The 22013-nt window shown below is 74.3% G+C and carries 22 protein-coding genes; 3 read left to right on the top strand and 19 right to left on the bottom strand.

Going from position 1 to position 22013, the window contains the following annotated elements; translation table 11 throughout:
* Positions 1–71: 71 nt before the first annotated feature.
* Positions 72–599 (top strand): septum formation family protein, encoded by a 528-nt coding sequence (locus ABRQ22_RS02485; RefSeq protein ID WP_253052600.1) that lies wholly within the window; start codon positions 72–74, stop codon positions 597–599.
* A 111-nt stretch (positions 600–710) separates the two neighbouring features.
* On the opposite strand, the gene pstB is transcribed toward ABRQ22_RS02485, so the two are convergent.
* The 6 genes from pstB to ABRQ22_RS02455 all read right to left on the bottom strand — a co-directional run bounded on the left by pstB (position 711) and on the right by ABRQ22_RS02455 (position 7054).
* Positions 711–1490, bottom strand: coding sequence for a phosphate ABC transporter ATP-binding protein PstB (pstB, locus tag ABRQ22_RS02480; RefSeq protein WP_047233890.1), 780 nt, complete (start codon positions 1488–1490; stop codon positions 711–713).
* 15 nt (positions 1491–1505) lie between these two features.
* Complete coding sequence (gene pstA / locus ABRQ22_RS02475) at positions 1506–2489, bottom strand: phosphate ABC transporter permease PstA (protein WP_353708452.1); 984 nt, start codon at positions 2487–2489, stop codon at positions 1506–1508.
* The gene (gene pstC / locus ABRQ22_RS02470) at positions 2489–3502 is read right to left on the bottom strand and encodes a phosphate ABC transporter permease subunit PstC (protein WP_253052596.1); all 1014 of its coding nucleotides are present in this window, start codon (positions 3500–3502) and stop codon (positions 2489–2491) included. Before pstC ends, pstA begins: the two co-directional genes overlap by 1 nt.
* 113 nt (positions 3503–3615) lie before the next feature.
* Positions 3616–4755, bottom strand: coding sequence for a phosphate ABC transporter substrate-binding protein PstS (gene pstS, locus ABRQ22_RS02465; RefSeq protein ID WP_253052594.1), 1140 nt, complete (start codon positions 4753–4755; stop codon positions 3616–3618).
* A gap of 299 nt (positions 4756–5054) precedes the next feature.
* A complete protein-coding gene (locus ABRQ22_RS02460; RefSeq protein WP_253052592.1) occupies positions 5055–5759 on the bottom strand; it encodes a response regulator transcription factor in 705 nt (234 codons plus the stop codon).
* Complete coding sequence (locus ABRQ22_RS02455; protein ID WP_353708451.1) at positions 5756–7054, bottom strand: ATP-binding protein; 1299 nt, start codon at positions 7052–7054, stop codon at positions 5756–5758. The genes ABRQ22_RS02460 and ABRQ22_RS02455 overlap by 4 nt, the downstream gene beginning before the upstream one ends.
* Positions 7055–7272: 218 nt before the next feature.
* Here ABRQ22_RS02455 and phoU point away from each other — a divergent pair, with 218 nt between their 5' ends.
* On the top strand, positions 7273–7956 hold the full coding sequence (gene phoU / locus ABRQ22_RS02450; protein ID WP_053370239.1) for a phosphate signaling complex protein PhoU: 684 nt from the start codon (positions 7273–7275) through the stop codon (positions 7954–7956).
* Positions 7957–8127: 171 nt separating this feature from the next.
* On the opposite strand, the gene ABRQ22_RS02445 is transcribed toward phoU, so the two are convergent.
* Positions 8128–8865, bottom strand: a complete 738-nt coding sequence (locus ABRQ22_RS02445; protein WP_253052588.1) for a phosphoglyceromutase — start codon at positions 8863–8865, stop codon at positions 8128–8130.
* Between the two features lie 124 nt (positions 8866–8989).
* Between ABRQ22_RS02445 and ABRQ22_RS02440 the strand changes: the two genes are divergently transcribed.
* Positions 8990–9436, top strand: coding sequence for a nitroreductase family deazaflavin-dependent oxidoreductase (locus ABRQ22_RS02440; RefSeq protein WP_353708450.1), 447 nt, complete (start codon positions 8990–8992; stop codon positions 9434–9436).
* Positions 9437–9461: 25 nt separating this feature from the next.
* Here ABRQ22_RS02440 and mshA read toward each other — a convergent pair whose 3' ends face one another.
* The 12 genes from mshA to ABRQ22_RS02380 form a co-directional block, all read right to left on the bottom strand.
* Positions 9462–10718: a D-inositol-3-phosphate glycosyltransferase gene (gene mshA, locus ABRQ22_RS02435; protein ID WP_353709490.1), complete on the bottom strand. Its 1257-nt coding sequence runs from the start codon at positions 10716–10718 to the stop codon at positions 9462–9464.
* 69 nt (positions 10719–10787) lie between these two features.
* On the bottom strand, positions 10788–11984 hold the full coding sequence (locus ABRQ22_RS02430; protein ID WP_353708449.1) for a beta-propeller fold lactonase family protein: 1197 nt from the start codon (positions 11982–11984) through the stop codon (positions 10788–10790).
* A 137-nt stretch (positions 11985–12121) separates the two neighbouring features.
* Positions 12122–12457 carry an Lsr2 family protein gene (locus tag ABRQ22_RS02425; RefSeq protein WP_253052582.1) on the bottom strand — a complete coding sequence of 112 codons (336 nt, stop codon included), beginning with the start codon at positions 12455–12457 and terminating at the stop codon, positions 12122–12124.
* Between the two features lie 175 nt (positions 12458–12632).
* The gene (locus ABRQ22_RS02420) at positions 12633–12812 is read right to left on the bottom strand and encodes a hypothetical protein (protein WP_253052580.1); all 180 of its coding nucleotides are present in this window, start codon (positions 12810–12812) and stop codon (positions 12633–12635) included.
* Positions 12813–12838: 26 nt separating this feature from the next.
* Positions 12839–14299, bottom strand: a complete 1461-nt coding sequence (gene lysS, locus ABRQ22_RS02415; RefSeq protein WP_353709489.1) for a lysine--tRNA ligase — start codon at positions 14297–14299, stop codon at positions 12839–12841.
* A 198-nt stretch (positions 14300–14497) separates the two neighbouring features.
* Complete coding sequence (nadC, locus tag ABRQ22_RS02410) at positions 14498–15454, bottom strand: carboxylating nicotinate-nucleotide diphosphorylase (RefSeq protein WP_353709488.1); 957 nt, start codon at positions 15452–15454, stop codon at positions 14498–14500.
* A 140-nt stretch (positions 15455–15594) separates the two neighbouring features.
* Positions 15595–17295, bottom strand: coding sequence for an L-aspartate oxidase (locus ABRQ22_RS02405; RefSeq protein WP_353708448.1), 1701 nt, complete (start codon positions 17293–17295; stop codon positions 15595–15597).
* Positions 17292–17759 (bottom strand): aspartate 1-decarboxylase, encoded by a 468-nt coding sequence (panD, locus tag ABRQ22_RS02400; protein WP_253053637.1) that lies wholly within the window; start codon positions 17757–17759, stop codon positions 17292–17294. The genes ABRQ22_RS02405 and panD overlap by 4 nt, the downstream gene beginning before the upstream one ends.
* A 53-nt stretch (positions 17760–17812) precedes the next feature.
* On the bottom strand, positions 17813–18829 hold the full coding sequence (gene panC / locus ABRQ22_RS02395) for a pantoate--beta-alanine ligase (RefSeq protein WP_353708447.1): 1017 nt from the start codon (positions 18827–18829) through the stop codon (positions 17813–17815).
* Positions 18826–19833 (bottom strand): DUF2520 domain-containing protein, encoded by a 1008-nt coding sequence (locus ABRQ22_RS02390; protein WP_353708446.1) that lies wholly within the window; start codon positions 19831–19833, stop codon positions 18826–18828. Before ABRQ22_RS02390 ends, panC begins: the two co-directional genes overlap by 4 nt.
* Complete coding sequence (locus tag ABRQ22_RS02385) at positions 19830–21446, bottom strand: PH domain-containing protein (RefSeq protein ID WP_353708445.1); 1617 nt, start codon at positions 21444–21446, stop codon at positions 19830–19832. The genes ABRQ22_RS02390 and ABRQ22_RS02385 overlap by 4 nt, the downstream gene beginning before the upstream one ends.
* Positions 21443–21961, bottom strand: coding sequence for a PH domain-containing protein (locus ABRQ22_RS02380; RefSeq protein ID WP_353708444.1), 519 nt, complete (start codon positions 21959–21961; stop codon positions 21443–21445). Before ABRQ22_RS02380 ends, ABRQ22_RS02385 begins: the two co-directional genes overlap by 4 nt.
* Positions 21962–22013 lie beyond the last annotated feature (52 nt).

Genomic DNA, 22013 nt, shown 5'->3' with positions numbered 1-22013 from the left:
CACCGGTGGGCGCTAGCCTTCGCGTGCCGCCCTGACCGTCGTGGTCGGGGCACGTCCACGAAGGAATCCAGGTGACCCTGTCCCGCACCACCCGTCGGCCGCTCCTCCTCGTCGTGAGCGCCGTCGCGCTCGCCCTGACCGCCTCGGGCTGCGGCGCGATCCTCGACGAGCTCACCGGGCCGTCCGAGGCCCAGCGCGACGAGCCCGGCGGCGAGGTGACCGAGGCGTCGGACGCCGACGTCTTCTCGATCCAGGTCGGCGACTGCATCGTGACGTCGAAGCTGCCCGACGGCGAGAACGTCGAGTCCGTGCCCGTCGTCCCGTGCTCCGAGCCGCACGACGCCGAGGTCTACGCCGAGACCGAGCTCCCCGAGGGGGACTACCCCGGCGACGAGGCCGTCCAGGCGAGCGCCGAGGACTTCTGCCTCGGCGAGTTCGAGGCGTTCGTCGGCCTGTCCTACGACGAGTCCGCCTACTACTTCTGGCCCTTCACGCCGCGCGAGGAGGGCTGGAACACGGTCGACGACCGCGTGGTCCAGTGCGTCATCGACACCGACGGCACCGACGTCACGGGGTCGCTCCAGGGCTCGGCGTCCTGACCCCCGCCCACGCACGACGGCGCCCCTCCCGGTCCGGGAGGGGCGCCGTCGTGCGTGGTCCGGCCGGGCAGTCCGCGCAGACCGCGTCTGCTGGGCCCGGTGCGGCTCAGGTCACCCGAAGCGGCCGGAGATGTAGTCCTCGGTGGCCTGCTGGGTGGGCGAGGAGAACATCGTCGCGGTGTCGTCCATCTCGATGAGGCGCCCCGGCTTGCCGGTGCCCGCGATGTTGAAGAACGCCGTGCGGTCGCTCACGCGCGCCGCCTGCTGCATGTTGTGCGTGACGATGACGATCGTGTACTCGTCCTTGAGCTCGGCGATGAGGTCCTCGATCGCGAGCGTGGAGATCGGGTCGAGCGCCGAGCACGGCTCGTCCATGAGGAGCACCTGGGGCTTGACGGCGATGGCGCGCGCGATGCACAGGCGCTGCTGCTGGCCGCCGGACAGGCCCGAGCCCGGACGGTCGAGGCGGTCCTTCACCTCGTTCCACAGGTTCGCGCCACGCAGCGACGACTCGACGAGGTCCTCGGCGTCGGACTTCGAGATGCGCTTGTTGTTGAGCTTCACCCCCGCGAGCACGTTCTCCTTGATGGACATCGTGGGGAACGGGTTCGGCCGCTGGAAGACCATGCCGACCTGGCGACGCACGGCGACCGGGTCGACGTCGTCCCCGTAGAGGTCCACGCCCTCCATGGCGACCGTGCCCTCGACGCGCGCACCGGGGATGACCTCGTGCATGCGGTTGAGGGTCCGCAGGAACGTCGACTTGCCGCACCCGGACGGGCCGATGAAGGCGGTCACGGACTTGGGGTCGATCGTCATGCCGACGTCCTGCACGGCGAGGAAGTCGCCGTAGTAGATGTTGAGGTCCTTGACGTCGATGCGCTGTGCCATCGGAGCTGTCCTGTTCTAGCGGAGGGTCTTGGGGGCGAACCAGCGGGTGACGAGTCGCCCGACGAGGTTGAGCAGCATGACGATGAGGATCAGCGTCAGGGCGGCCGCCCAGGCCCGGTCGTAGTTGATGTCGGGGATGCACACGACGTCGGTGACGTTGCTGCAGGGCACCAGGCCCTGGCTGTACTGCCGGTACACGTACACGGGCAGCGTCATCATGCGGCCCTCGAAGAGGTTGCCGTTGATGGAGTCGACGACGCCGACGGTGATGAGCAGCGGCGCGGTCTCGCCGATGACGCGCGCGACGGCGAGCATGACGCCGGTCGTGATGCCCGCGATCGACGTGCGCAGCACGACCCGCACGACGGTGAGCCACTTGGGCACGCCGAGCGCGTAGGCTGCCTCGCGCAGCTCGTTGGGCACGAGCCGGAGCATCTCCTCGCACGAGCGCACGACGACGGGGATCATGAGCACGGACAGCGCGACGGAGCCGACGATGCCCATGCGCACCCCCGGACCGAAGACCACGGCGAAGAGCGCGTAGGCGAAGAGACCGGCGACGATCGACGGGATGCCCGTCATGACGTCGACGAAGAACGTCACCGCACGGGCCAGCGGGCCGCGGCCGTACTCGACGAGGTAGATCGCCGCGAGCAGGCCGATGGGGACCGAGATCACCGCGGCGCCGAGCGTGATGAGCAGCGTGCCGAGGACCGCGTGGTAGATGCCGCCCGCGTCCATGCCCCCGAACACCCCGCGCATGGAGTGCGTGAGGAAGTAGGCGTCGAACCGCTCCATGCCGTGCACGACGACGGTCCACGCGACGGACACGAGCGGCACCATCGCGAGGGCGAACGCGCTCCACATGAGGACCGTCATCGTGCGGTCCTTGCGACGGCGGCCGGCGTCCGCGCCGCGCAGGAGCGCGCGGACGGACGCGGTGCGCTCCGGGTCGGGGGCGGAGGCCCCGCGCGCGGGGCTGGTGCTGAGGGCGCTCATCAGTTGGCTCCCGAGAAGTCCTTGCGCCGCGCGACGATCGCGCGGGCGCCCATGTTGACGAGCAGGGTGATGAGGAACAGCGCGAGGCCCGTCGCGATGAGGGTGCTCACCCCGAGGGGGTTGGCCTCGGGGAAGTCGGCCGCGATGTTCGCAGCGATCGTCTGCTGCTGCCCGGCCTGCAGGATCTTGAACGAGTAGAGGAGCCCGGGCGAGAGGATCATCAGCACCGCCATCGTCTCGCCGAGCGCGCGGCCGAGGCCGAGCATCGCGGCGGAGATGACGCCCGACCGCCCGAACGGGATGACCGCCGTGCGGATCATCTCCCAGCGCGTCGCGCCGAGCGCGAGCGCCGCCTCCTCGTGGAGCTTCGGCGTCTGGAGGAACACCTCGCGGCTCACCGCGGTGATGATCGGCAGGATCATCACCGCGAGCACGAGCGCGACGGTGAGCAGGACGCGGCCGGTCGGCGAGGCCGGGCCGGCGAAGAGCGGGAACCACCCGAACGTGTCGGCGAGCCACGACCACACCGGGACGACGATCGGCGGGAGCACGAGCGAGCCCCACAGGCCGTAGACGACGCTGGGGATCGCCGCGAGGAGGTCGACGACGTACCCGAGGGTCGACGCGAGCCGGCGCGGCGCGTAGTGCGAGATGAAGAGCGCGATGCCCATCGCGACCGGCGTCGCGAGGAGGAGCGACAGCGCGGCCGCGAGGAGCGTGCCGAAGATCAGCGGACCGACGAACGACAGCAGCGAGGCACCCTCCGGGAACCAGGACACCTCCTCGCCGAGGACGTCCCCGCCCGCGGTGAGCGCGGGCCACGCGCGGAGCACGAGGAAGATCGCGACCGCGGCGAGGACGGCGAGGATGAGCCCTCCGGCGCCCGTCGCGGTCCAGCGGAACGCGCGGTTGACGCCGCGGTCGGTGTTCCGGGCCCGGCGGCGCGGGGCTCCCGCGCGAGGCGTCGGGCCCGGCGTGGCGCCCGGCGTCGTGGGTGGGGCTGTGGTGGTCACTCGTGCTCCCGGTGCATGCGGTCCTGCTGCGTGAGGTCTGGGTCGCGGGCGATCTCGCGGGTCAGGGGCGGCGGGGCTCGTAGGCCCCGCCGCCCCCTGGTTCCCGGCGGTCGTCAGCCGGCGGCGCCGACCGTGATGGCCTCGATCGCCGCGTGGACGTCCGTGCGCAGGTCCTCCGAGATCGGCGCGTTGCCCGCGGCCGACGCGGAGGCCGACTGGCCCTCCTCGCTCGAGATGTAGGTGAGGAACGCCTTGACGAGGTTGCCCGTCGCCTCGTCCTCGTAGTTCAGGCACGCGACCGCGTACGAGACGAGCACGAGCGGGTACGCACCGGCCTCGGTCGTCGTGCGGTCCAGCTCGACGGCGATGTCGTGGTCGTGGCGGCCCTCGACGCGCGGCGACGCGTCGACGACCTTGGCCGCGGCCTCGGGCGAGTACGCGACCCACTCCTCGCCGACCTTGATCTTCGCGGTCCCGAGGTCGCCGGCCTTCGACGCGTCGGCGTAGCCGATCGTGCCCTCGCCGCCCTGGACGGTCTGCACGACGCCCGAGGTGCCCTGCGCGGACTCGCCACCCTGCGTCGGCCAGTCGCCGCTCGGCTCGTGGCCCCACGCGTCGCCTGCCGTCGCGGCGAGGTACTCGGTGAAGTTCTCGGTCGTGCCCGACTCGTCGGAGCGGTGGACCGGGGTGATCGCGAGGTCCGGGAGCGTCGCGTCGGGGTTGTCGGCGGCGATCTCCGGCGCGTTCCACTGCGTGATGGTGCCGTTGAAGATGCCCGCGATCGTGGCCGGCGCGAGGTTGAGCTCCGCGACGTCCGGCAGGTTGTAGATGATGGCGATCGGGCTGACGTAGACCGGGAGGTCGATCGCGCCGTCGGGGCCGCACACGGCCTGCGACTGCGTGATCTCCTCCTCCTTGAGCACCGCGTCCGAGCCGGCGAACGCGACGCCGCCCTCGAGGAACTGGGTGCGGCCGCCGCCGGACCCGACCGGGTCGTAGTTCACGGTGACGTCGGGGTTCGCGCTCTGGAACCCGGCGCGCCACGCCTCCATGGCGGACTCCTGCGAGCTGGCGCCCGCACCGTTGAGCTCACCGCTGAGGTCGCTCGCGGTCTCGGACGAGCCCTCGGAGGAACCGTCGGTGGCGCCGTCGGCGCTGCCGACGGGGTCGTCCGACCCGCAGGCGGCGAGGGTCAGCGCGAGCGCACCGATCGCGACGGCGGATCCAGCACGGGAGAATCGGCTGAGCTTCACTCTTCGTTCCATCCTGTTCAAGCGTCTCGTGGCACCAGCGAGCGCCGGTGACGAGCCCGACGCTAGGAGCGCCGGGTGACGCGTTCCCCGAGAGCGGGTGAACGAGGGATGAACAGTGCACAGACCTTCCGTGCCACCCGCCGGGCGGGGTGGGCCGACGTCGCACGGGCACGGGCACGGCACGGGGACGGGCGCCGGACGGGCGCTGGGGCGGACACGGAGACGGCCCCGGCACGGTCCTGGAGAGGACGTGCCGGGGCCGTCGGTCCGGCCGTGCGCCCGTGCCGGGCGGTCGTTCCTCAGGACTGGCCGACGCCGTCCGCGATCTTGTAGCCGAGCCCGCGGACCGTGAGGAGGTAGCGCGGGCTCGCCGGCTCGGGCTCGATCTTCGACCGGATGCGCTTCACGTGGACGTCGAGCGTCTTGGTGTCGCCCACGTAGTCCGTGCCCCAGACCCGGTCGATGAGCTGCCCGCGCGTGAGCACGCGCCCCGCGTTGCGCAGCAGCAGCTCCAGGAGCTCGAACTCCTTGAGCGGGAACGGCACGACCTGGCCGTCGACGCTCACCGTGTGCCGCTCGACGTCCATGCGCACCGGACCCACCTCCAGCGCGCTCTCCGCGACGACCTCGCCCCCGTTCTCCCCGCCCTTGCGGCGCAGCACGGCGCGCACGCGCGCGAGCAGCTCGCGGAACGAGTACGGCTTCGTCACGTAGTCGTCCGCACCCAGCTCGAGGCCCACGACCTTGTCGATCTCCGAGTCCTTCGCCGTGAGCATGATGACGGGCACGTCGCCGCGCTGCCGCAGCTCGCGGCACACCTCGGTGCCACTGAGCCCGGGGAGCATGAGGTCGAGCAGGACCAGGTCCGCCCCGTCCGCGTCGAACCGCTCCAGCGCCTCGGTGCCCGTCGCCGCCTCGACGACGTCGAAGCCCTCGCGCCGCAGCTGGTACGTCAACGGGTCGCGGTACGACTCCTCGTCCTCCACCACCAGGATGCGCGTCACGCGCCTACCTCCTTGTTCTGTACGTCGTCGGGTGCGGGGGCCTGCGCGGCCCACCGCACGTCGTGCTGCACGGTCCCGGGGTCCGCCCCGGCCGTGCCCTCGTCCCCCGGAGCGTCGTGGGTCGTGCCCGACGCCGCGGCGTCCGCCCGGTCGACCGGCACGTCCGCCGCGGGGATCCGGAGCGTGAAGGTGGAGCCGCGTCCCGGCTCGGACCACATGGTGACCTCGCCGCCGTGGTCGGCGGCGACGTGCTTGACGATGCTCAGGCCGAGGCCCGTCCCGCCGGTGTCGCGCGAGCGCGCGGGGTCCACGCGGTAGAACCGCTCGAACACGCGGGCCTGCTCGTCGGCAGAGATGCCGATGCCCTGGTCCACGACCGCGATCTCGACCAGGTCGCCCGCGAGCGAGACGCCGACCCCCACGCGCGTGTTCTCGCCCGAGTAGGCGACCGCGTTGTCGAGGAGGTTGCGCACCGCGGTGACGAGCAGGTTGTGGTCGCCGTACACCGCGGCGTCGAGCTCTCCCCCGGTCGTGAGCGTGATGCCCTTGCCCTGCGCCGTCGTGCGCGCGCGGTCCACCGCCTCCTCGACGACGCCCCGCACCGGCACGACCGTGACCTCCTGGAGCGCGCCCGCGACCTGGAGCCGCGAGAGCTCGATGATCTCCTGCACGAGCGCGGACAGACGCGTCGCCTCCGACTGCATGCGCGCGGAGAACCGCCGCACCGCCACCGGGTCGTCGGCCGCGTCCTGCACCGTCTCGGCGAGCAGCGCCAGCGCCCCGACCGGCGTCTTCAGCTCGTGGGACACGTTCACGACGAAGTCGCGCCGGATCGCCTCGACGCGCCGCGCCTCGGTCCGGTCCTCCGCGAGCACGAGCATGTGCTGGGGGCCCACCTGGGCGACGCGGACCTGGAGCATGACCGTGCCCCGGCCGACCGGCCCGCGCGGGAGCTCGAGCTCCTCGTCGCGGATCACGCCGTCCCGGCGCACGTCGTCGATCATGTCCCGGATCGCCGCGTGCGCGACCGCGTCGCCGCGCACCACGCCCAGCGCGTACGCCGGCGGGCTGGCCCGCACGACCTCGCCCTCCTCGTCCAGCACGACGGCGGCGGACCGCAGGACGGCGAGCACGCGGACGAGACCCTCGTCGAGCTCGGGCGTCGGCTCCACCCGGGCGGCGCGCTGCTGGCGCTCGCTCACACGGAACGCGATGGCCGCGATCACGCCGACGACGACGCCCACGACGCCGGCGGCCAGCACGGTCGCGCCCTCGATGAGACTCTCGGCTTGCACACGTCCAGCGTACGGTCGCGCGCGCGCCCGACCCGTCGATCCGGCGCTCCACGGGCGTGAGCCGCCAAGAGTTCACCTGGCGGCGCCCTGGAGTTCACCGCCCGGTCGACCGCACCTGCGAGCGTGACGGGAGCCGACGGCGTGCCCGGGCGCCGCCCGGCGCGCAGGGGCGCACGCCGTCACGGACCGGACGGACCGGTCACGACGAGAGGGAAGCGATGCGGGAGATCTTCGAGGCCGAGCTGAAGCAGGTCGGCGACGACCTGGCCGAGATGAGCCGGCTGGTGGAGTCGGCCGTCAACCGCGCGGGGCAGGCGCTCCTCACGGCGGACCTGCAGCTCGCGCAGTCGGTCATCGGCGACGATCACACGATCGACGCCCTCGAGCGCGAGCTCGACGAGCGCTGCGTGCTCCTCCTCGCGCAGCAGCAGCCCGTGGCCACCGACCTGCGGGTCGTGGTCAGCGCGCTGCGCATGAGCGCCACCCTGGAGCGCATGGGCGACCTCGCCCGGCACATCGCGCAGGTCGCGCGCGGCCGCTACCCGGCCCGGGCGATCGAGCCGTCCCTGCACCGGACCTTCGAGCAGATGCACGACGCCGCCGTGCGCGTCGCCCGCCGGACGACGACGCTCCTCACGACGCGCGACCTGACCGTCGCCGCGAACATCGAGCGCGACGACGACCTGCTCGACAAGCTCCACCAGGACACCTTCACCGCGCTGCTCGACGGCACGTGGACGGGGACCCCGCAGGAGACCGTCGACGTCACGCTCGTAGGCCGCTACTACGAGCGCTTCGGGGACCACGGCGTCTCCATCGCCAAGCGCGTGACGTACCTCGTCACCGGCGACTTCGCCGACGACCGCGGCACCCCCGCCGGCTCCGCCCGCGCGTCTGCCTGACGACAACGCCACGGCCCTGCCGCGAGGTAGAGCCTCAGGTCCCGAGGGACGACCCGCGGAGCTCTACCTCGGTGCCGGTCATCTACCTCGCCGTCTCGGTTCCTGCGCACAGACGACCGTGGCCCGTCCGGGAGATCCGGACGGGCCACGGTCGTCTGTGCGTGCGGGCGGTCAGCGGCCCTGGTTGGCGACCGCGGCGGCGGCCTCGGCGGCGGCCTCGGGGTCGAGGTAGCGGCCGCCCTTCGTCACCGGCTTGAGGTCCTCGTCGAGCTCGTAGAGCAGCGGGATGCCGGTCGGGATGTTGAGCGCGGCGATGTCCTCGTCGGAGATGCCGTCGAGGTGCTTGACGATCGCGCGCAGCGAGTTGCCGTGCGCCGCGACGAGGACGGTCTTGCCCGCCTTCAGGTCCGGCACGACCTCGCCGTCCCAGTACGGCAGGGCGCGCTCGAGCACGTCCTTGAGGCACTCGGTGCGCACGACGGGCGCGTCGGCGTAGCGCGGGTCCGTGTCCTGCGAGAACTCGGAGCCCAGCTCGATCGCGGGCGGCGGGACGTCGTACGAGCGGCGCCAGAGCATGAACTGCTCCTCGCCGAACTCGTCGAGCGTCTGCTTCTTGTTCTTGCCCTGCAGCGCACCGTAGTGGCGCTCGTTGAGGCGCCACGACCGCTTCACCGGGATCCAGTGGCGGTCCGCGGCGTCGAGCGCGAGGTTCGCCGTCGTGATGGCGCGGCGCAGGAGCGAGGTGTGCACGACGTCGGGCAGGACGCCGGCCTCCGTGAGGAGCTGACCGCCGCGCTTCGCCTCCTCGGTCCCCTTCTCCGACAGGGCGACGTCCACCCAGCCGGTGAACAGGTTCTTGGCGTTCCATTCGCTCTCGCCGTGGCGGAGCAGCACGAGGGTGTAGGTCATGGGTTCCATCCTGCCGCACGGCCCGGCGCGCGGGCACCCGCGTCCCACGTGGTGGTGACCGTCGCCGTCGGGCGTGGGACGAAGGTCCGGGAATCGGGCGGGCGTCGCGCACGTTGCCCCGGACATGCCGATCGACGGAGAGTACGCCCCCAGCCCGAGCGCCTGGTCCCGCAAGCAGGCCGAGTCCTACGAGTCGTCCGGCGGGACGCGCAGCACGACCCTGAAAGGGATGCCGGTGGTCGTGCTCACGACCCTGGGGCGCCGGACCGGCAAGGTCCGCAAGACGCCGCTCATGCGGGTCGAGCACAACGGCGTGTACGCGGTCGTCGCGTCGCTGGGCGGCGCCCCGAAGCACCCCGTCTGGTACTACAACGTCCTCGCGCACCCGCAGGTCGAGCTCCAGGACGAGGCCGAGCGCCACGACTACGTCGCGCGCGAGGTCCACGGCGAGGAGAAGGCGCTCTGGTGGGAGCGCGCGGTCGCCGCCTACCCGCCGTACGCGGACTACCAGGAGAAGACGTCGCGCGAGATCCCCGTCCTGGTCCTGGAGCGCGCCGCGCCGGACGCCTGACCCGCAGCGAGGGGTGCGCGCGGCATCAGCGCGCCGCGCGCACCTTGCGCGCCTGCGCGTAGACGTCGAGCATGCGCAGCGCGGCGGTGTCCCAGCCGAACCGCGCGCCGGCGCGCCGGGCGCCGTCGCCGAGCGCGGCGAGGCGCTGGTCGTCGGCGAGCAGGTCGCCGAGCACGCGCGCCCACGTCACGGGGTCGTGGTCGGCGACGAGGACGCCGGACACCTGGTCCTCGACCACGGTCTTCAGCCCGCCGACGGCGGCCGCGACGACGGGCGTGCCGCTCGCCTCGGCCTCGGCCGCCACGAGCCCGAACGACTCGTTGTGCGACGGCACGGCGACGACGTCGGCAGCGCGGTACCACCGCGCGAGCTCGTCGCGCGGGACCGGCGGGCGGACGACGAGCCGGTCGCTCACCCCGACCTGGTAGGCGAGCGCCTCGAGCTCGCGCACGGCCGTCGGGCGCCCGCTCGGGCCGCCCAGCACGACGAGCGTCGGCACGGGATCCCCGCGCTCGGCGAGGACGCCGAGCGCCCGGACGAGCACGTCCGGCCCCTTGAGCGGCTGCACGCGGCCCGCGAAGAGCACGAGGCCGCCGTCGGTGGGCAGCCCCAGCCCGGCGCGCAGCACCCGGCGCCGCTCCCGCCGCGCGGTGCCGTCGCCCGCCGACGCGCCGGGGTCCGGGGAGAACAGGTCGAGGTCGACGCCCGGCGGCACGACGTGCACGCGCGCGGGGTCGGCCGCGTAGTCGCGCACGAGGTCGTCCGCCTCGGCGTCGGTGCTCGCGACGAGCGCGTCCGCCTCGGCGACGACCTGCTCCTCCCCGATGATCCGGCCGAGCGGCTCGGGCGCGTCGCCCGGCGCGAGCGCGGCGTTCTTCACGCGCGCCAGCGTGTGCATGGTGTGCACGAGCGGGACGTCCCAGCGGTCGGCCGCGAGCCAGCCCACCTGGCCGGAGAGCCAGTAGTGGGTGTGGACGACGTCGTACCAGCCCTCGTGGTGCCGCGCCTCCGCGCGCAGCACCCCCGCCGTGAAGGCGCAGAGCTGGCCGGGCAGGTCGTTCTTGTCGAGCCCCTCGAAGGGCCCGGCGACGACGTGGCGCACCGTCACGCCGTCGGACACCTCGACCTTGCGGGGCTGGCTCGACGCCGTGGCGCGCGTGAAGATCTCGACCTGCGTGCCGCGGCGCGCGAGCGCGTGCGCGAGCTCGGTGACGTACACGTTCATGCCGCCCGCGTCGCCGGTCCCCGGCTGGTCGAGGGGCGACGTGTGCACGGAGAGCATCGCGACCCGCAGCGGGGTCGCCGGGTCCGGGGAGACGCCCTCCGGCAGCTCGAGCGCGGTCACGGCGGGTCAGGCCTCCACGACGCACGCCGGGGCCGGCAGCGCGAGCACGTCGAGCACGTGGGCGGCGCCGTCCGAACGACGCACGCGCAGGAGCGCGAGGTTCGACGTCGGCTCCTCCGCCGTGGAGTCGGCTTCCGGACGCTCGATGAGCGGGTCGTCGTTCTGGTTCGCGACGACGACGAGGTCGTGCAGCGGTTCCTCGGGCGCCGCGGGGCCGGCGAGCACGGCGAAGTGTCGAGGCCAGGCGCCACCTACCGGAGAGTCGGCGAGGTGGCGCAGCGAGGGGACCCCGCCGTCGTGCCCCGGCTCGACGGCGTGCACGGCGAGCACGTCGGCACCGCGCACCGCGACGAGGACGCGCGACCCGTCCGCCGAGACCGCGACGTGGGAGGGGTAGTTCCCGCCGCCGGCGGGCGGCGCGGCGTGCGTGACGTCGTAGCGGGCGACGACGTCGTACGTGCGCACGCCGTCCGGGCCGTCGACCGGCGCGAGGACGAACAGGGCCGGGTCGAGCTCGCCGACCACGACGAGGTGACCCGACCGGAGCGCGGCGAGGTGGCGCGGTCCGGTCCCCGGCGGGAAGGTCGCGACGACGCGGGGGGCCGCGCCGTCCGGGGCAGCGGGGTCGTGGCGCCGCAGCTCGTCGGTGCCCAGGTCGACGACGAGCACGTCGCCGCTGCCGTCGTCGGCCGCGCCGAGGTGCGCGAGCGGGGCGACGAAGTGGGCGTGCGGCCCCTCCTGGCGGTCGGCGACCGGTCCCGCGCCCGCGTGCCCCTGCCGGCGCACGAGGACGGCCGCGCCGTCGTCCGGCGCCGTGGCGAGCGCGCCGTCCGCCGCCCGCGCGACGGTCGTGAGGACGCCGTCCCCGTAGTTCGCGACGAGCACGTCGCCGCTCACGGCCACGTGGCACGGGTACGTCCCGCCCGTGGCGACGGGCCCGCCCCGGGGTGCGAGGCCGCCGTCCGGCCCGACGGCGAACGCCGACACCGAGCCCGACTGCGTCTCCCCCACCGCGTACAGGGTGTCGCCGTCCAGCGCGAGGAACGACGGCGACGGCGTCTCGGCCGCCAGCACCCCGCCCACGAACGACCCCGTCCCGGCCGCGGCGTCGACGTCGAGCCCGACGCGCCACACGCCCTCCGCACCGCCGTTCGCCGGGTGCGGGTAGGTGCCGATCCAGAGAGCGCGGGTCGCGGAGGTCATGACCCGAGCCTAGTTCTCCGGGCGGGTGCCTCCGGCACCGGCCGACCACCGGGCCGGCGGGACGACGCCCGTGGACGCGAGAGCGCCCCGCCGACGGGCTCGTCGGCGGGGCGCTCCGGTGCTCGTGCGGTGTCGCGTCAGTGCGCGGCGTCGTAGGCCGTCTGGATCTCCTGGGAGATGCGGCCACGGTCGTTGACCGTGTAGCCGTTGGCGCGGGCCCACTCGCGGACCTCGGTCGCGCGGGCGGAACCGGCGGAGCGGCTGCTGCGGCGCGCGGGGCGGGCCGTGCTCGTGCGGGACGAGACCTTGCGCGCGTTGCCGACCCACGACGCGAAGGCGTCGCGCAGCTCCTGTGCATTCTTGGTGCTGAGGTCGATCTCGTAGGAGACGCCGTCGAGTGCGAACGTGACGGTCTCGTCGGCCGCGCCCCCGTCGAGGTCGTCGACGAGAATTACCTGGACTTTCTGGGCCACTGTGGTTACCTCACGCTTCACAGGAATGATTGTCCTCGTCAGGATGCCATCGAAAAGTCGGGACCGTCAATTGGCCACGCCGTTGTCCGGCGCGTGTCGCCCCGGCACGGCGCCCACCATTCCTGGACGCGGGTACGTCATTTTCTCGCTCTTTGCGCGCGGCACCGTGCGGGAATCAGGAGTCGCGCGAGGCCGTGACATTCCCGTCGACGGCCGATTCCTGTTCCGCGTCGAGGCGCGCGAGCGCGGCGCGCTCGTTGCGGTCGGCGCGCACGATCGCGCGCATCGCGACGTAGAAGAGCACGCCGACGCCGATCGAGGGGATCAGCGCCGCGACGGTGGGCCAGATGTCCATGCTGTCGATCCTAGGTCTCGGCCGCGCTACTGCGCGGGCTTCACGAGCGGGAAGAGGATGGTCTCGCGGATGCCGAGGCCGGTCAGCGCCATGAGCAGACGGTCGATGCCCAGGCCCATGCCGCCCGACGGCGGCATCGCGTACTCCATCGCGGTCAGGAAGTCCTCGTCGATGCGCATGGCCTCCTCGTCGCCGGCGGCCGCGAGCAGCGCCTGCGCCTCGAAGCGCTGGCGCTGGACCACCGGGTCCACGAGCTCGGAGTACGCGGTCGCGAGCTCGACGCCGCGCACGTACAGGTCCCACTTCTCGACCTGGCCGCGCACCGCCCGGTGGTCACGCGTGAGCGGGGAGGTCTCGACGGGGAAGTCGCGCACGAACGTCGGCGCGACGAGGTGGTCGCCCACCAGGTGCTCCCACAGGCCCTCGACGAGCTTGCCGTGGTTGACGTTCTTCGGGTCGAAGGTGAGCTCGAACGTGTCGGCGTACTTCCGCAGCGACTCGACCGACGTCTCGGGCGTGATCGCCTCGCCCAGCGCGTCCGAGAGCGAGTCGTACATCTTCAGCTGCGTCCATTCGCCGCCGAGGTCGTATTCCGTGCCGTCGGCGAGCGTGACGAGAGTCGTGCCGAGCGCGTCCTGCGCGGCGCGCTGCACGAGGTTCTGCGTGAGCACGGCCATCGTGTCGTAGTCGCCGTAGGCCTCGTACGCCTCGAGCATCGCGAATTCCGGCGAGTGCGTGGAGTCGACGCCCTCGTTACGGAAGTTGCGGTTGATCTCGAACACCTTCTCGACACCGCCGACCGCCGCGCGCTTGAGGAACAGCTCCGGGGCGATGCGCAGGAACAGGTCGATGTCGAATGCATTCATGTGCGTCTCGAACTGGCGTGCCGCCGCGCCCTCCGGGCGCGTCTGCAGCATCGGCGTCTCGACCTCGACGAAACCGCGCTCCCAGAAGTTCTCGCGGATCGAGCGCACGACGGCGGCGCGCAGACGCACCGTGTCCCGGGCGGCCGGGCGCGCGATGAGGTCGACGTAGCGCTGGCGCACGCGCGCCTCCTCCGAGAGCTCCTTGTGGAGCACCGGGAGCGGCCGCAGCGCCTTCGCGGCGATCTGCCACGCGTCGGCGAACACGCTCAGCTCGCCGCGGCGCGAGCTGATGACGCGGCCGTGCGCGAAGAGGTGGTCGCCCAGGTCGACGTCCGCCTTGAACGCCGCGAGCGACTCCTCGCCCACGACGGCCTGGCTGAGCATGACCTGCAGGCGGTTCCCCTCGCCGTCCTGCAGCGTGGCGAAGCACAGCTTGCCGGTGTTGCGCAGGAACACGACCCGGCCGGCGACGCCGACCTCGTCCTGCGTCTCCTCGCCGGTCCCCAGGTGCGCGTACGCGGCCCGGACGTCGGCGATCGTCGTCGTGCGCGGGACGGAGACGGGGTACGGCTCGTCGCCCCGTGCGAGGATCCGCTCGCGCTTCTCGCGGCGGACCTGCATCTGCTCCGGCACGTCGTCGACGTGCTCCTCGGGCTGGCGCGCGTCAGGAGAGGGGGTTCCGTCGGGGGAGGTCACCCGAGGATTCTACCGACGCTCCCGCGTCGCCGAGGTAGAGCCCCGGTCTGGCGAGGTAGAGCCGTGGTCGCGCGAGGTAGAGCCGTGGTCATGACCAGGGCTCTACCTCGCGGGACCAGGGCTCTACCTCGGCGGGAGGGTGGGGAGGAGGTCGAGCGCGAGGTCCAGGATCGGGGCCGAGTGGGTGAGCGCGCCGACCGAGAGGTAGTCGACGCCGGTGCCCGCGACCTCGCGCGCGCGGTCCAGCGTGAGGTTGCCCGTCGCCTCGAGCTCGACCTTCGCCGGGACGCCGTCCGTCCCCTCGCGCGCCCGGACGGCCGCGACCGTCTCGGCGAGGACCGGGGTCGGCATGTTGTCGAGCAGCAGGAAGTCCGCGCCCGCCGCGACGGCCTCGAGCGCCTGTGCCGTCGTGTCGGCCTCGACCTGGACGAGCACGTCCGGGAACGTGCGGCGGATCGCGTCGATCGCGGCGCTCACCGACCCGGCGGCCACGACGTGGTTGTCCTTGACCATCGCGACGTCGTAGAGCCCCATGCGCTTGTTCGTCCCGCCCCCGGCGCGCACGGCGTACTTCTCCAGCGCGCGCAGGCCGGGCGTCGTCTTGCGCGTGTCCAGCACCTGCGTGCCCGTCCCGGCGAGCTCGCGCGCCCACGCACGCGTCGCCGTCGCGACGCCCGACGCGCGGCTCGCGAGGTTGAGCAGCGTGCGCTCGGCGGTGAGCAGCACCTGGACGGGGCCGGTCAGCGCGGCGAGCACGCGGCCGCGTCCGACGGCCTCGCCGTCGGACGCGACGAACGTCACCTCGACGGGCGGGAGGCCGAACCGCTCCGCGACCTGCCGCGTCACCTCCTCGACGACGACGAGCCCCGCCACGACCCCGTCCGCGCGCGCCACGAGGTGCGCGGTCCCCGTGGCCGACGGCGGCACGGTCGCCTGCGTCGTGACGTCGCGGCCCGGCGCGACGCCCAGGTCCTCGTCGAGCGCCCGCGCGACGGTCTCGGCGATCCACGCCGGCTCGAGCCCCGGCTCGACGCGTGACGGGACGGGCGGCGCTCCGCCGTCGGACGGAAGGGCGGGCACGGGCTCGGCAGGGCTGCTCACGCCCCCACGGTAGTCGGCCCCACGTGGCGCCGAGCACGACCCTGCGCTCCGTCGAGCACGACGTTGCGGTCGTTATCCGGCGGATGACGACCGCAACGTCGTGCTCGGCGCGGGGTCCGTCAGCCGACGCGGAGCGTTCCGTCGGCGTCGAGCGACACCAGCACGCGGCGCTCCCAGGCCGGGTCCGTGTCCGGGAAGTCGGTGCGGAAGTGGCCGCCGCGGCTCTCCGTGCGCAGCGCCGCCGCCGCGGTGAGGGCGGTCGCGACCTGGTGGACGTTCGTCGTCTCCCACTCCGCGGCCTGCGGCTGTGCGACGACGTCGCTCGCCTCGTGCGCGTCGGTCCGGACCGCGGCGAGCCGGGCCGCGGCGACGGCGAGGCCGTCGCCGTCGCGGATCACACCGGGGCCCGCCGAGGCGATCGACTGGATGCGTGAGCGCGCCGCGGCCGCGACGAGCGCGGACGGCCCCGGCCGGCCGGACGGCTCGACCTGCTCGAGCTCGCCCGCCGCGACCCGGTCGGTGATCTGGCGCGCCGCGCGGTGCGCGAACACCAGGCCCTCGAGCAGCGAGTTGGAGGCGAGCCGGTTGGCGCCGTGGACGCCCGTGCACGCGACCTCGCCGATGGCGTAGAGGCCGTCGACGGTGGACCTCCCGTGCAGGTCGGTCACGACACCGCCCGAGTGGTAGTGCTGCGCGGGCGCCACGGGGACGGGCTCCTCGGTCCAGTCGAGGCCGTTCTCCGCGAGCCGCTCCGTGATCGTGGGGAAGCGCGAGCGCAGGAAGTCGGCGCCGAGGTGGCGCGCGTCGAGCAGCACGTGGTCCGAGCCCGTCGCGGCCATCTGCCGCACGATCGCGTGCGCGACGACGTCGCGCGGCGCGAGCTCGGCCATGGGGTGCTGCGCGGGCATGAACCGGTGGCCGTCGGTGTCGAGGAGGATCGCGCCCTCGCCCCGCACGGCCTCGGAGATGAGCGGGAGCTGCCCCTTGGCGCCGAGGCCGAGCCACAGCACCGTGGGGTGGAACTGCACGAACTCGAGGTCGCCGAGCGTCGCGCCCGCACGCAGCGCCGCGGCGATGCCGTCGCCCGTGGCCTGCGGCGGGTTGGTCGACGAGCGGAACACCTGCCCCACTCCCCCGGTCGCGAGCACGACCGCGCGCGCGAGCACCGCCCCGACGCCGTCGCGCGTGCCCTCGCCCCGCACGTGGAGCGTGACACCGCAGGCACGCGGGGAGCCGTCCGGTCCCGCACCGGTGAGGACGTCGAGCACGAGCGCGTTCTCGATGACCTCGATGCCCGGGTCGGCGCGGACCGCCTCGAGCTGCGCGACGAGAGCGCGCGAGATCTCGGCCCCGGTCGCGTCGCCGCCCGCGTGCGCGATGCGGTCGGCGTGGTGACCGCCCTCGCGCGTCAGGGCGATGTCGCCGTTCTCGGCCCGGTCGAAGTTCGCGCCGCGCGCGACGAGCTCGCGCACGCGCGCCGGACCCTCGGTGACGAGCACCTCGACGGCGGCCGGGTCGCACACGCCGCCGCCCGCGACGAGCGTGTCCGCGAGGTGCGCCTCGGGCGAGTCCTCGGGGTCGAGCGCCGCGGCGATGCCGCCCTGCGCCCACACCGTGGAGCCCGACGACAGCTCGCCCTTCGTCACGAGCAGGACGCGCGGCACTCTCGTGCGCAGCTCGAGCGCGGCGGTGAGGCCCGCGATGCCCGAGCCGACGACGACGACGTCCGTCGTCGTCGTCCAGCCCGGCGCCGGGGCGGCGAGGGTCCGGGCGAGCGTCCGAACGTGCGCAGGCGTCGAGGACCCGCCGCGTCCGCTCACGCGGGGCGCACCACGGACGCGTCGCCGCCGGCCGCCCCCGCGCCGCCCCCGGCGCGGAACGGGCCGAACGGCAGCCCGCTCGCCTCGAGGCCGTGACCCGCGGGCACGAGGCCGGGCTCGTCCGAGAGCTCGACGATCCGGTTCTGCGCGTCCACGAAGACGACGTTCGGCAGGTAGGTGCGCGCGTCGGCGTCGTCGAGCATGCCGTACGCGATGAGGATGACCACGTCGCCCGGCTTCACGAGGTGCGCGGCGGCGCCGTTGATGCACACCTGCCCGGCGCCGCGCTCGCCCGGGATGACGTACGTCGTCAGGCGGGCTCCGTTGGTGACGTCCACGACGTCGACCTGCTGGCCCGGGTAGAGGTCCGCGGCGTCGAGCAGGTCGGCGTCCACGGTGATCGAGCCGACGTAGTGCAGGTCGGCCTGCGTCACCGTCGCGCGGTGGATCTTGCCGATCATCATGGGGCGCTGCAGGGACGCCGGACGACGGTGCGGGCTCGGCGGGGTCGGCGCGGTCACGCGGTACCTCCAGGTGCGGGGGCACGGCCGGCGGGGTCGGCGGCCCGGGTCGCGGGCGGCGCGATCTCGACGGCCGCGTTGTCGATGAGACGGGTGGTGCCCACGCGTGCCGCGACCAGGAGGAGCCCGGGGCCGACGGCGCCGGGCGCCAGGTCCTCCACGGTAGCGGGATCGACGAGCACCACGTAATCCAGGTCAACGCCGTCGGCGGCGTCCAGGATTCCCCGCGCCGCGGCGAGGACGCTCCCGGCGTCGGCGCCCGCCGCCGCGGCGCCCTGCCCGGCCTGCAGCGCGCGGCTCAGCGCGAGCGCCCGGTCCCGCTCGGCGGGCGACAGGTAGGCGTTGCGCGACGAGCGCGCGAGGCCGTCCGCCTCGCGCACGGTGGGCACCGCGAGGATCTCCACGTCGAGGTCGAGGTCGGCGACCAGGCGCCGCACCGCGAGGAGCTGCTGCGCGTCCTTGGCCCCGAACACCGCGACGTCCGGGCGCACGAGGTGGAGCAGCTTGAGGACGACCGTGAGCACGCCGTCGAAGTGGCCGGGTCGCGACGCGCCCTCCAGCACGGTGCCGATCCGGCCCGAGGTGACCCGGACGATCGGGCCGGTGCCGCCCGTCGACCCGAGGTCCGGGTACAGCTCCTCGACGGTCGGGGCGAAGACGACGTCCACCGCGACGTCGGCTCCGGCGGCCGCGAGGAGCGCGACGTCCGCCGCGACGTCGCGCGGGTAGCGCTCGAAGTCCTCGCCCGGCCCGAACTGGAGCGGGTTGACGAAGTCGGTGACCACGACCTGGCCGTGCGGCCCGACCTCGGCCCGCGCCCGCCGCACGAGCTCGAGGTGCCCGGCGTGCAGCGCGCCCATCGTCATGACGACGGCGCGGCGCGCGCCCGGGTGCTCGGCGGACCAGGCGTCGAGCGTCGCGCGGAGGTCGGCACGGGTCGCGACGACGCGCGGGGTCGCGGTCGAGACGTCGGCCGAGGCGGCCGAGGCGTCCGGGCGGGGGGTGGTGGTCATGCCGTTCCTTCGTCGTCGTGCCGCGCACCCTCGGGGTCGGAGGGGGCGGCGGGCTCGTCGGGGTCCGCGCCGAGCGCGTCGAGCAGCGCGCGGGCCGTCCGCTCGTCGAGGCGACCGCCCGCGAGCGCGCGGTGGGTCGCGGCGCGGCTCAGCGCCCGGTACGACGGCGGCACGTCGGCCGCGTCGCTCGTCGCCGCGAGCGCGTCGAGGGCGGCCAGGTGCTCGCGGACGGTGCCGACGTCGCCGCGCACCACGGGACCGGTGAGGCCGAGGAGAGCGCCGGCGCCCGACCCGGTCCCCGACTCGGCGCCCGCGTCGGCGCCGCGGGTCGCGCCGTCGAGCGCGGCGGCGAGCAGCGGGGCGAGCGCGCGCCCCGGCCGGTCGACGCCCGCGGCCTCCAGCGCCTGCGCCGCCTGGGCGACGAGGACGACGAGGTGGTTCGCCCCGTGCGCGAGGGCCGCGTGGTAGAGGCCGCGGGACTCCTCCGCCACGACGACGGGCTCCCCGCCGAGCTCGACGACGAGCGCCTGCCCGATCGGCAGGACCGGCCCCGGCGCGGTGACGGCGAACGTCGTGCCCTCGAGCCGCGCGAGGTCGAGCGACGTGCCGGTGAAGGTCATGGCCGGGTGCAGGGCGAGCGGGATCGCCCCTGCGGCGCGGGCCGGGTCGAGCACCGAGGTCCCGTAGCGACCGGACGTGTGCACCACGATCTGCCCCGGCTGCCAGGCCCCCACGTCGGCGAGGCCGCGGACCATGTCGCCCAGCGCGTCGTCGGGCACGGCGAGGAGCACGAGCTCCGCGCGCTCCACGACCTGCGGGACCTCCAGCACCGGCACGCCGGGCAGGAGGGTCTCGATCCGCTCGCGCGAGGCGTCGGACACGCCGCTCGCGCCGACGACCGCGTGGCCGGTGGCGCGCAGCGCGCTCCCGAGCACCGCCCCGACCCGGCCCGCCCCCACGACGCCCACGCCGAGGCGTCCGGGCCGTGACGCCGCCGCGCTCACGGCTGCTCCCCGTCGGCGGCCGGACGGTCGTCGGGTGCCGCACCGGGGGCGGGAGGCGACTCGGCGGCCGGTGCGGACGCGGGTACCAGCGGGACGTCGTCGCGACGCATCCACAGCTCCGGGCCGGCGTGCGCGCGGGCCTCGCGGGCGCGCTCGGCCTGGGTGTCGAGGAGGCGCGCGGCGTCGCCCGCGTCGAGATGCCAGACCTTCGGCGAGACCGGGCCGGGCGTGGAGTGCACCGCGAACGTCGCGACGTCGAAGCGGCGCTGCAGCGGGCCCTGCTCGAGCCCGAGCGACTGCGTGCGCTCGTGCGGTACGACGACGAGGCTGCGGAACACCCGCCCGCCGCGCAGCACGAGCGCGCGGTCGGTCACGGCGAAGCCGTTGCGCCGCCACGACACGAGGTCGAGCAGGCGCGCGCGCCGCGGGGTCACCGTGAAGTGCTCGCCCGCGTCGAGGCCGGACAGGCCCTCGTCGAGGAGCGCGCGCGGGTCGGACGTGCCGAGGTCGGGCAGCACGAGCCACAGCGCGGCGAGCGCCTCGTCGCGCGTCCCGACGGGCAGCAGCACGCTCGTCGTGTCCGAGCCGTCGGAGCTCACGCCGTAGCCCGCGACGTTGACGTCGACCCGCCACCAGTCCGGCCCGCGCCAGAACGGGCCCTGCCGCAGCCGCACGGCCTGGACGCGCCCGGGCGGGATCGTCTGGGACCGGGTCTCCAGGAGGCCGTGCCGCAGCCGGATGCCGTCGGGCGAGATCGCCGAGCGGAAGCCGAACTCGCCCGAGAACCGGGAGAACAGGAAGCCGCCGAACCCGAGGACCGCGGGCAGGGCGCTGAACAGGATCCCGATCTCGCGCGTGCCGACGACGACCCCGGCGATCCCCAGGACACCGAGGACGAGGCCGACCGTCGCGCCCGACCGCACGAGCGAGGCGACGAGCCGCCCCGGCCCGACCGCGGTGACCGGCTGCTCGGGCGCCTCGGGGGCGACCAGGAGCCCGTCGGCCACCGGCCCGGGTGCGTCCGCCCCGGCGTCGGGCGTCGCGCCGGGCGGGCCAGCGACGGTCCCCTCCGTCCCGGTGGCATCCGCCGTCGGGACGCCGACCGGGCGCTCGCGCGCGACCCGCAGTCCGGCGGCGCGCGCGAGCAGGTCGTTGCGCAGCCGGTTGGCCTCCACCTCCTTGAGGAAGCCGAGCTTCACGCCCGAGTCCGCGCCCCCGGCGACCTCGAGCTTGAGCTCCGCGAGGCCGAAGAAGCGCGCGAGGAGCGGCTGCACGACGTCGACCGCCTGGAGCCGGTCCAGCCGCGCCTTGCGCTGCTGCCGGAACAGCACGCCCGTGCGCAGGTGCACGGACTCGTCGTCGACCGCGTAGCTCGTCATGCGCCACGCGAGCGCCGAGTACCCCAGTCCCACGAGCCCGACCACGAGGATGCCGAGGAGGATCATCCACCAGCGGTTCCCCTCGAGGAGGTTCTCGCCCTCCGGCAGGCCGTTGAGCGTCTGCTGCCCGACGACGACGAGCAGCACCGCGATGACCGTCCAGCCGCGCACGAGCGGGGTGACCGGGTGCACCCGGTGCCACACGAGGTCGTCGGTGGCCGGTGCTTCGCTCACAGGCCCGCCAGCCTCGCCTCGCCGCGCGACGCGAGACGGTCGCGCAGGCGCTCCGCCTCGGCGGGCTCGAGACCGTCGATCGTCGCGTCGGTCGACGCCGACGCCGTGTGGAGCTGCACCTGCGCGATGCCGAGCTTGCGCGCGAGCGGCCCGGCCTGCACGTCGACGTACTGCATGCGGCCGTACGGCACGACCACGAGCTGGCGGAACATGATGCCGTGGCGGATCAGCAGGTCGTCGTCGCGCTCGGCGTACCCGATCGCGCGCACCTGGCGCGGGACGAGCACGAGCGCCCACAGCCCGAGGAGCACGAGCACCCCGAGCACGAGCCACTGCCACCAGTGCGGGAAGAGGATCGCCAGCACGACCGCCGCGACGGCCGGCACCGCGAGCGTGATGCCGACCGACAGCAGGCGCGCGGTGATCAGCCGGGGCGACACGCGCGTCCACTCGACGCCGGGCGGGTCGAAGGGGCCGGTGCCGCGGGGATCGGTGCCCCGTGCAGGGTCGGTCATGCGTCGATTCTCCCATCCCGTCCCGGTGCGCCCCGGGTCACGTGTCGTGCGT

This window comes from Cellulosimicrobium sp. ES-005, from assembly GCF_040448685.1.
GTDB lineage: Bacteria > Actinomycetota > Actinomycetes > Actinomycetales > Cellulomonadaceae > Cellulosimicrobium > Cellulosimicrobium cellulans_G.
The sequence above is the reverse complement of the archived record's forward strand: the minus strand, read 5'-3'. Positions and strand labels throughout refer to the sequence as shown.

Excerpts from the sequence above, each read along its gene's own strand:
- pstB (WP_047233890.1), bottom strand. The coding sequence starts at position 1,490 with ATGGCACAGCGCATCGACGTCAAGGACCTCAACATCTACTACGGCGAC.
- pstA (WP_353708452.1), bottom strand. The coding sequence starts at position 2,489 with ATGAGCGCCCTCAGCACCAGCCCCGCGCGCGGGGCCTCCGCCCCCGAC.
- phoU (WP_053370239.1), top strand. The coding sequence starts at position 7,273 with ATGCGGGAGATCTTCGAGGCCGAGCTGAAGCAGGTCGGCGACGACCTG.
- ABRQ22_RS02445 (WP_253052588.1), bottom strand. The coding sequence starts at position 8,865 with ATGACCTACACCCTCGTGCTGCTCCGCCACGGCGAGAGCGAATGGAAC.
- ABRQ22_RS02440 (WP_353708450.1), top strand. The coding sequence starts at position 8,990 with ATGCCGATCGACGGAGAGTACGCCCCCAGCCCGAGCGCCTGGTCCCGC.
- mshA (WP_353709490.1), bottom strand. The coding sequence starts at position 10,718 with ATGCTCTCCGTGCACACGTCGCCCCTCGACCAGCCGGGGACCGGCGAC.
- ABRQ22_RS02430 (WP_353708449.1), bottom strand. The coding sequence starts at position 11,984 with ATGACCTCCGCGACCCGCGCTCTCTGGATCGGCACCTACCCGCACCCG.
- ABRQ22_RS02420 (WP_253052580.1), bottom strand. The coding sequence starts at position 12,812 with ATGGACATCTGGCCCACCGTCGCGGCGCTGATCCCCTCGATCGGCGTC.
- lysS (WP_353709489.1), bottom strand. The coding sequence starts at position 14,299 with ATGCAGGTCCGCCGCGAGAAGCGCGAGCGGATCCTCGCACGGGGCGAC.
- panD (WP_253053637.1), bottom strand. The coding sequence starts at position 17,759 with ATGATGATCGGCAAGATCCACCGCGCGACGGTGACGCAGGCCGACCTG.
- panC (WP_353708447.1), bottom strand. The coding sequence starts at position 18,829 with ATGACCACCACCCCCCGCCCGGACGCCTCGGCCGCCTCGGCCGACGTC.
- ABRQ22_RS02380 (WP_353708444.1), bottom strand. The coding sequence starts at position 21,961 with ATGACCGACCCTGCACGGGGCACCGATCCCCGCGGCACCGGCCCCTTC.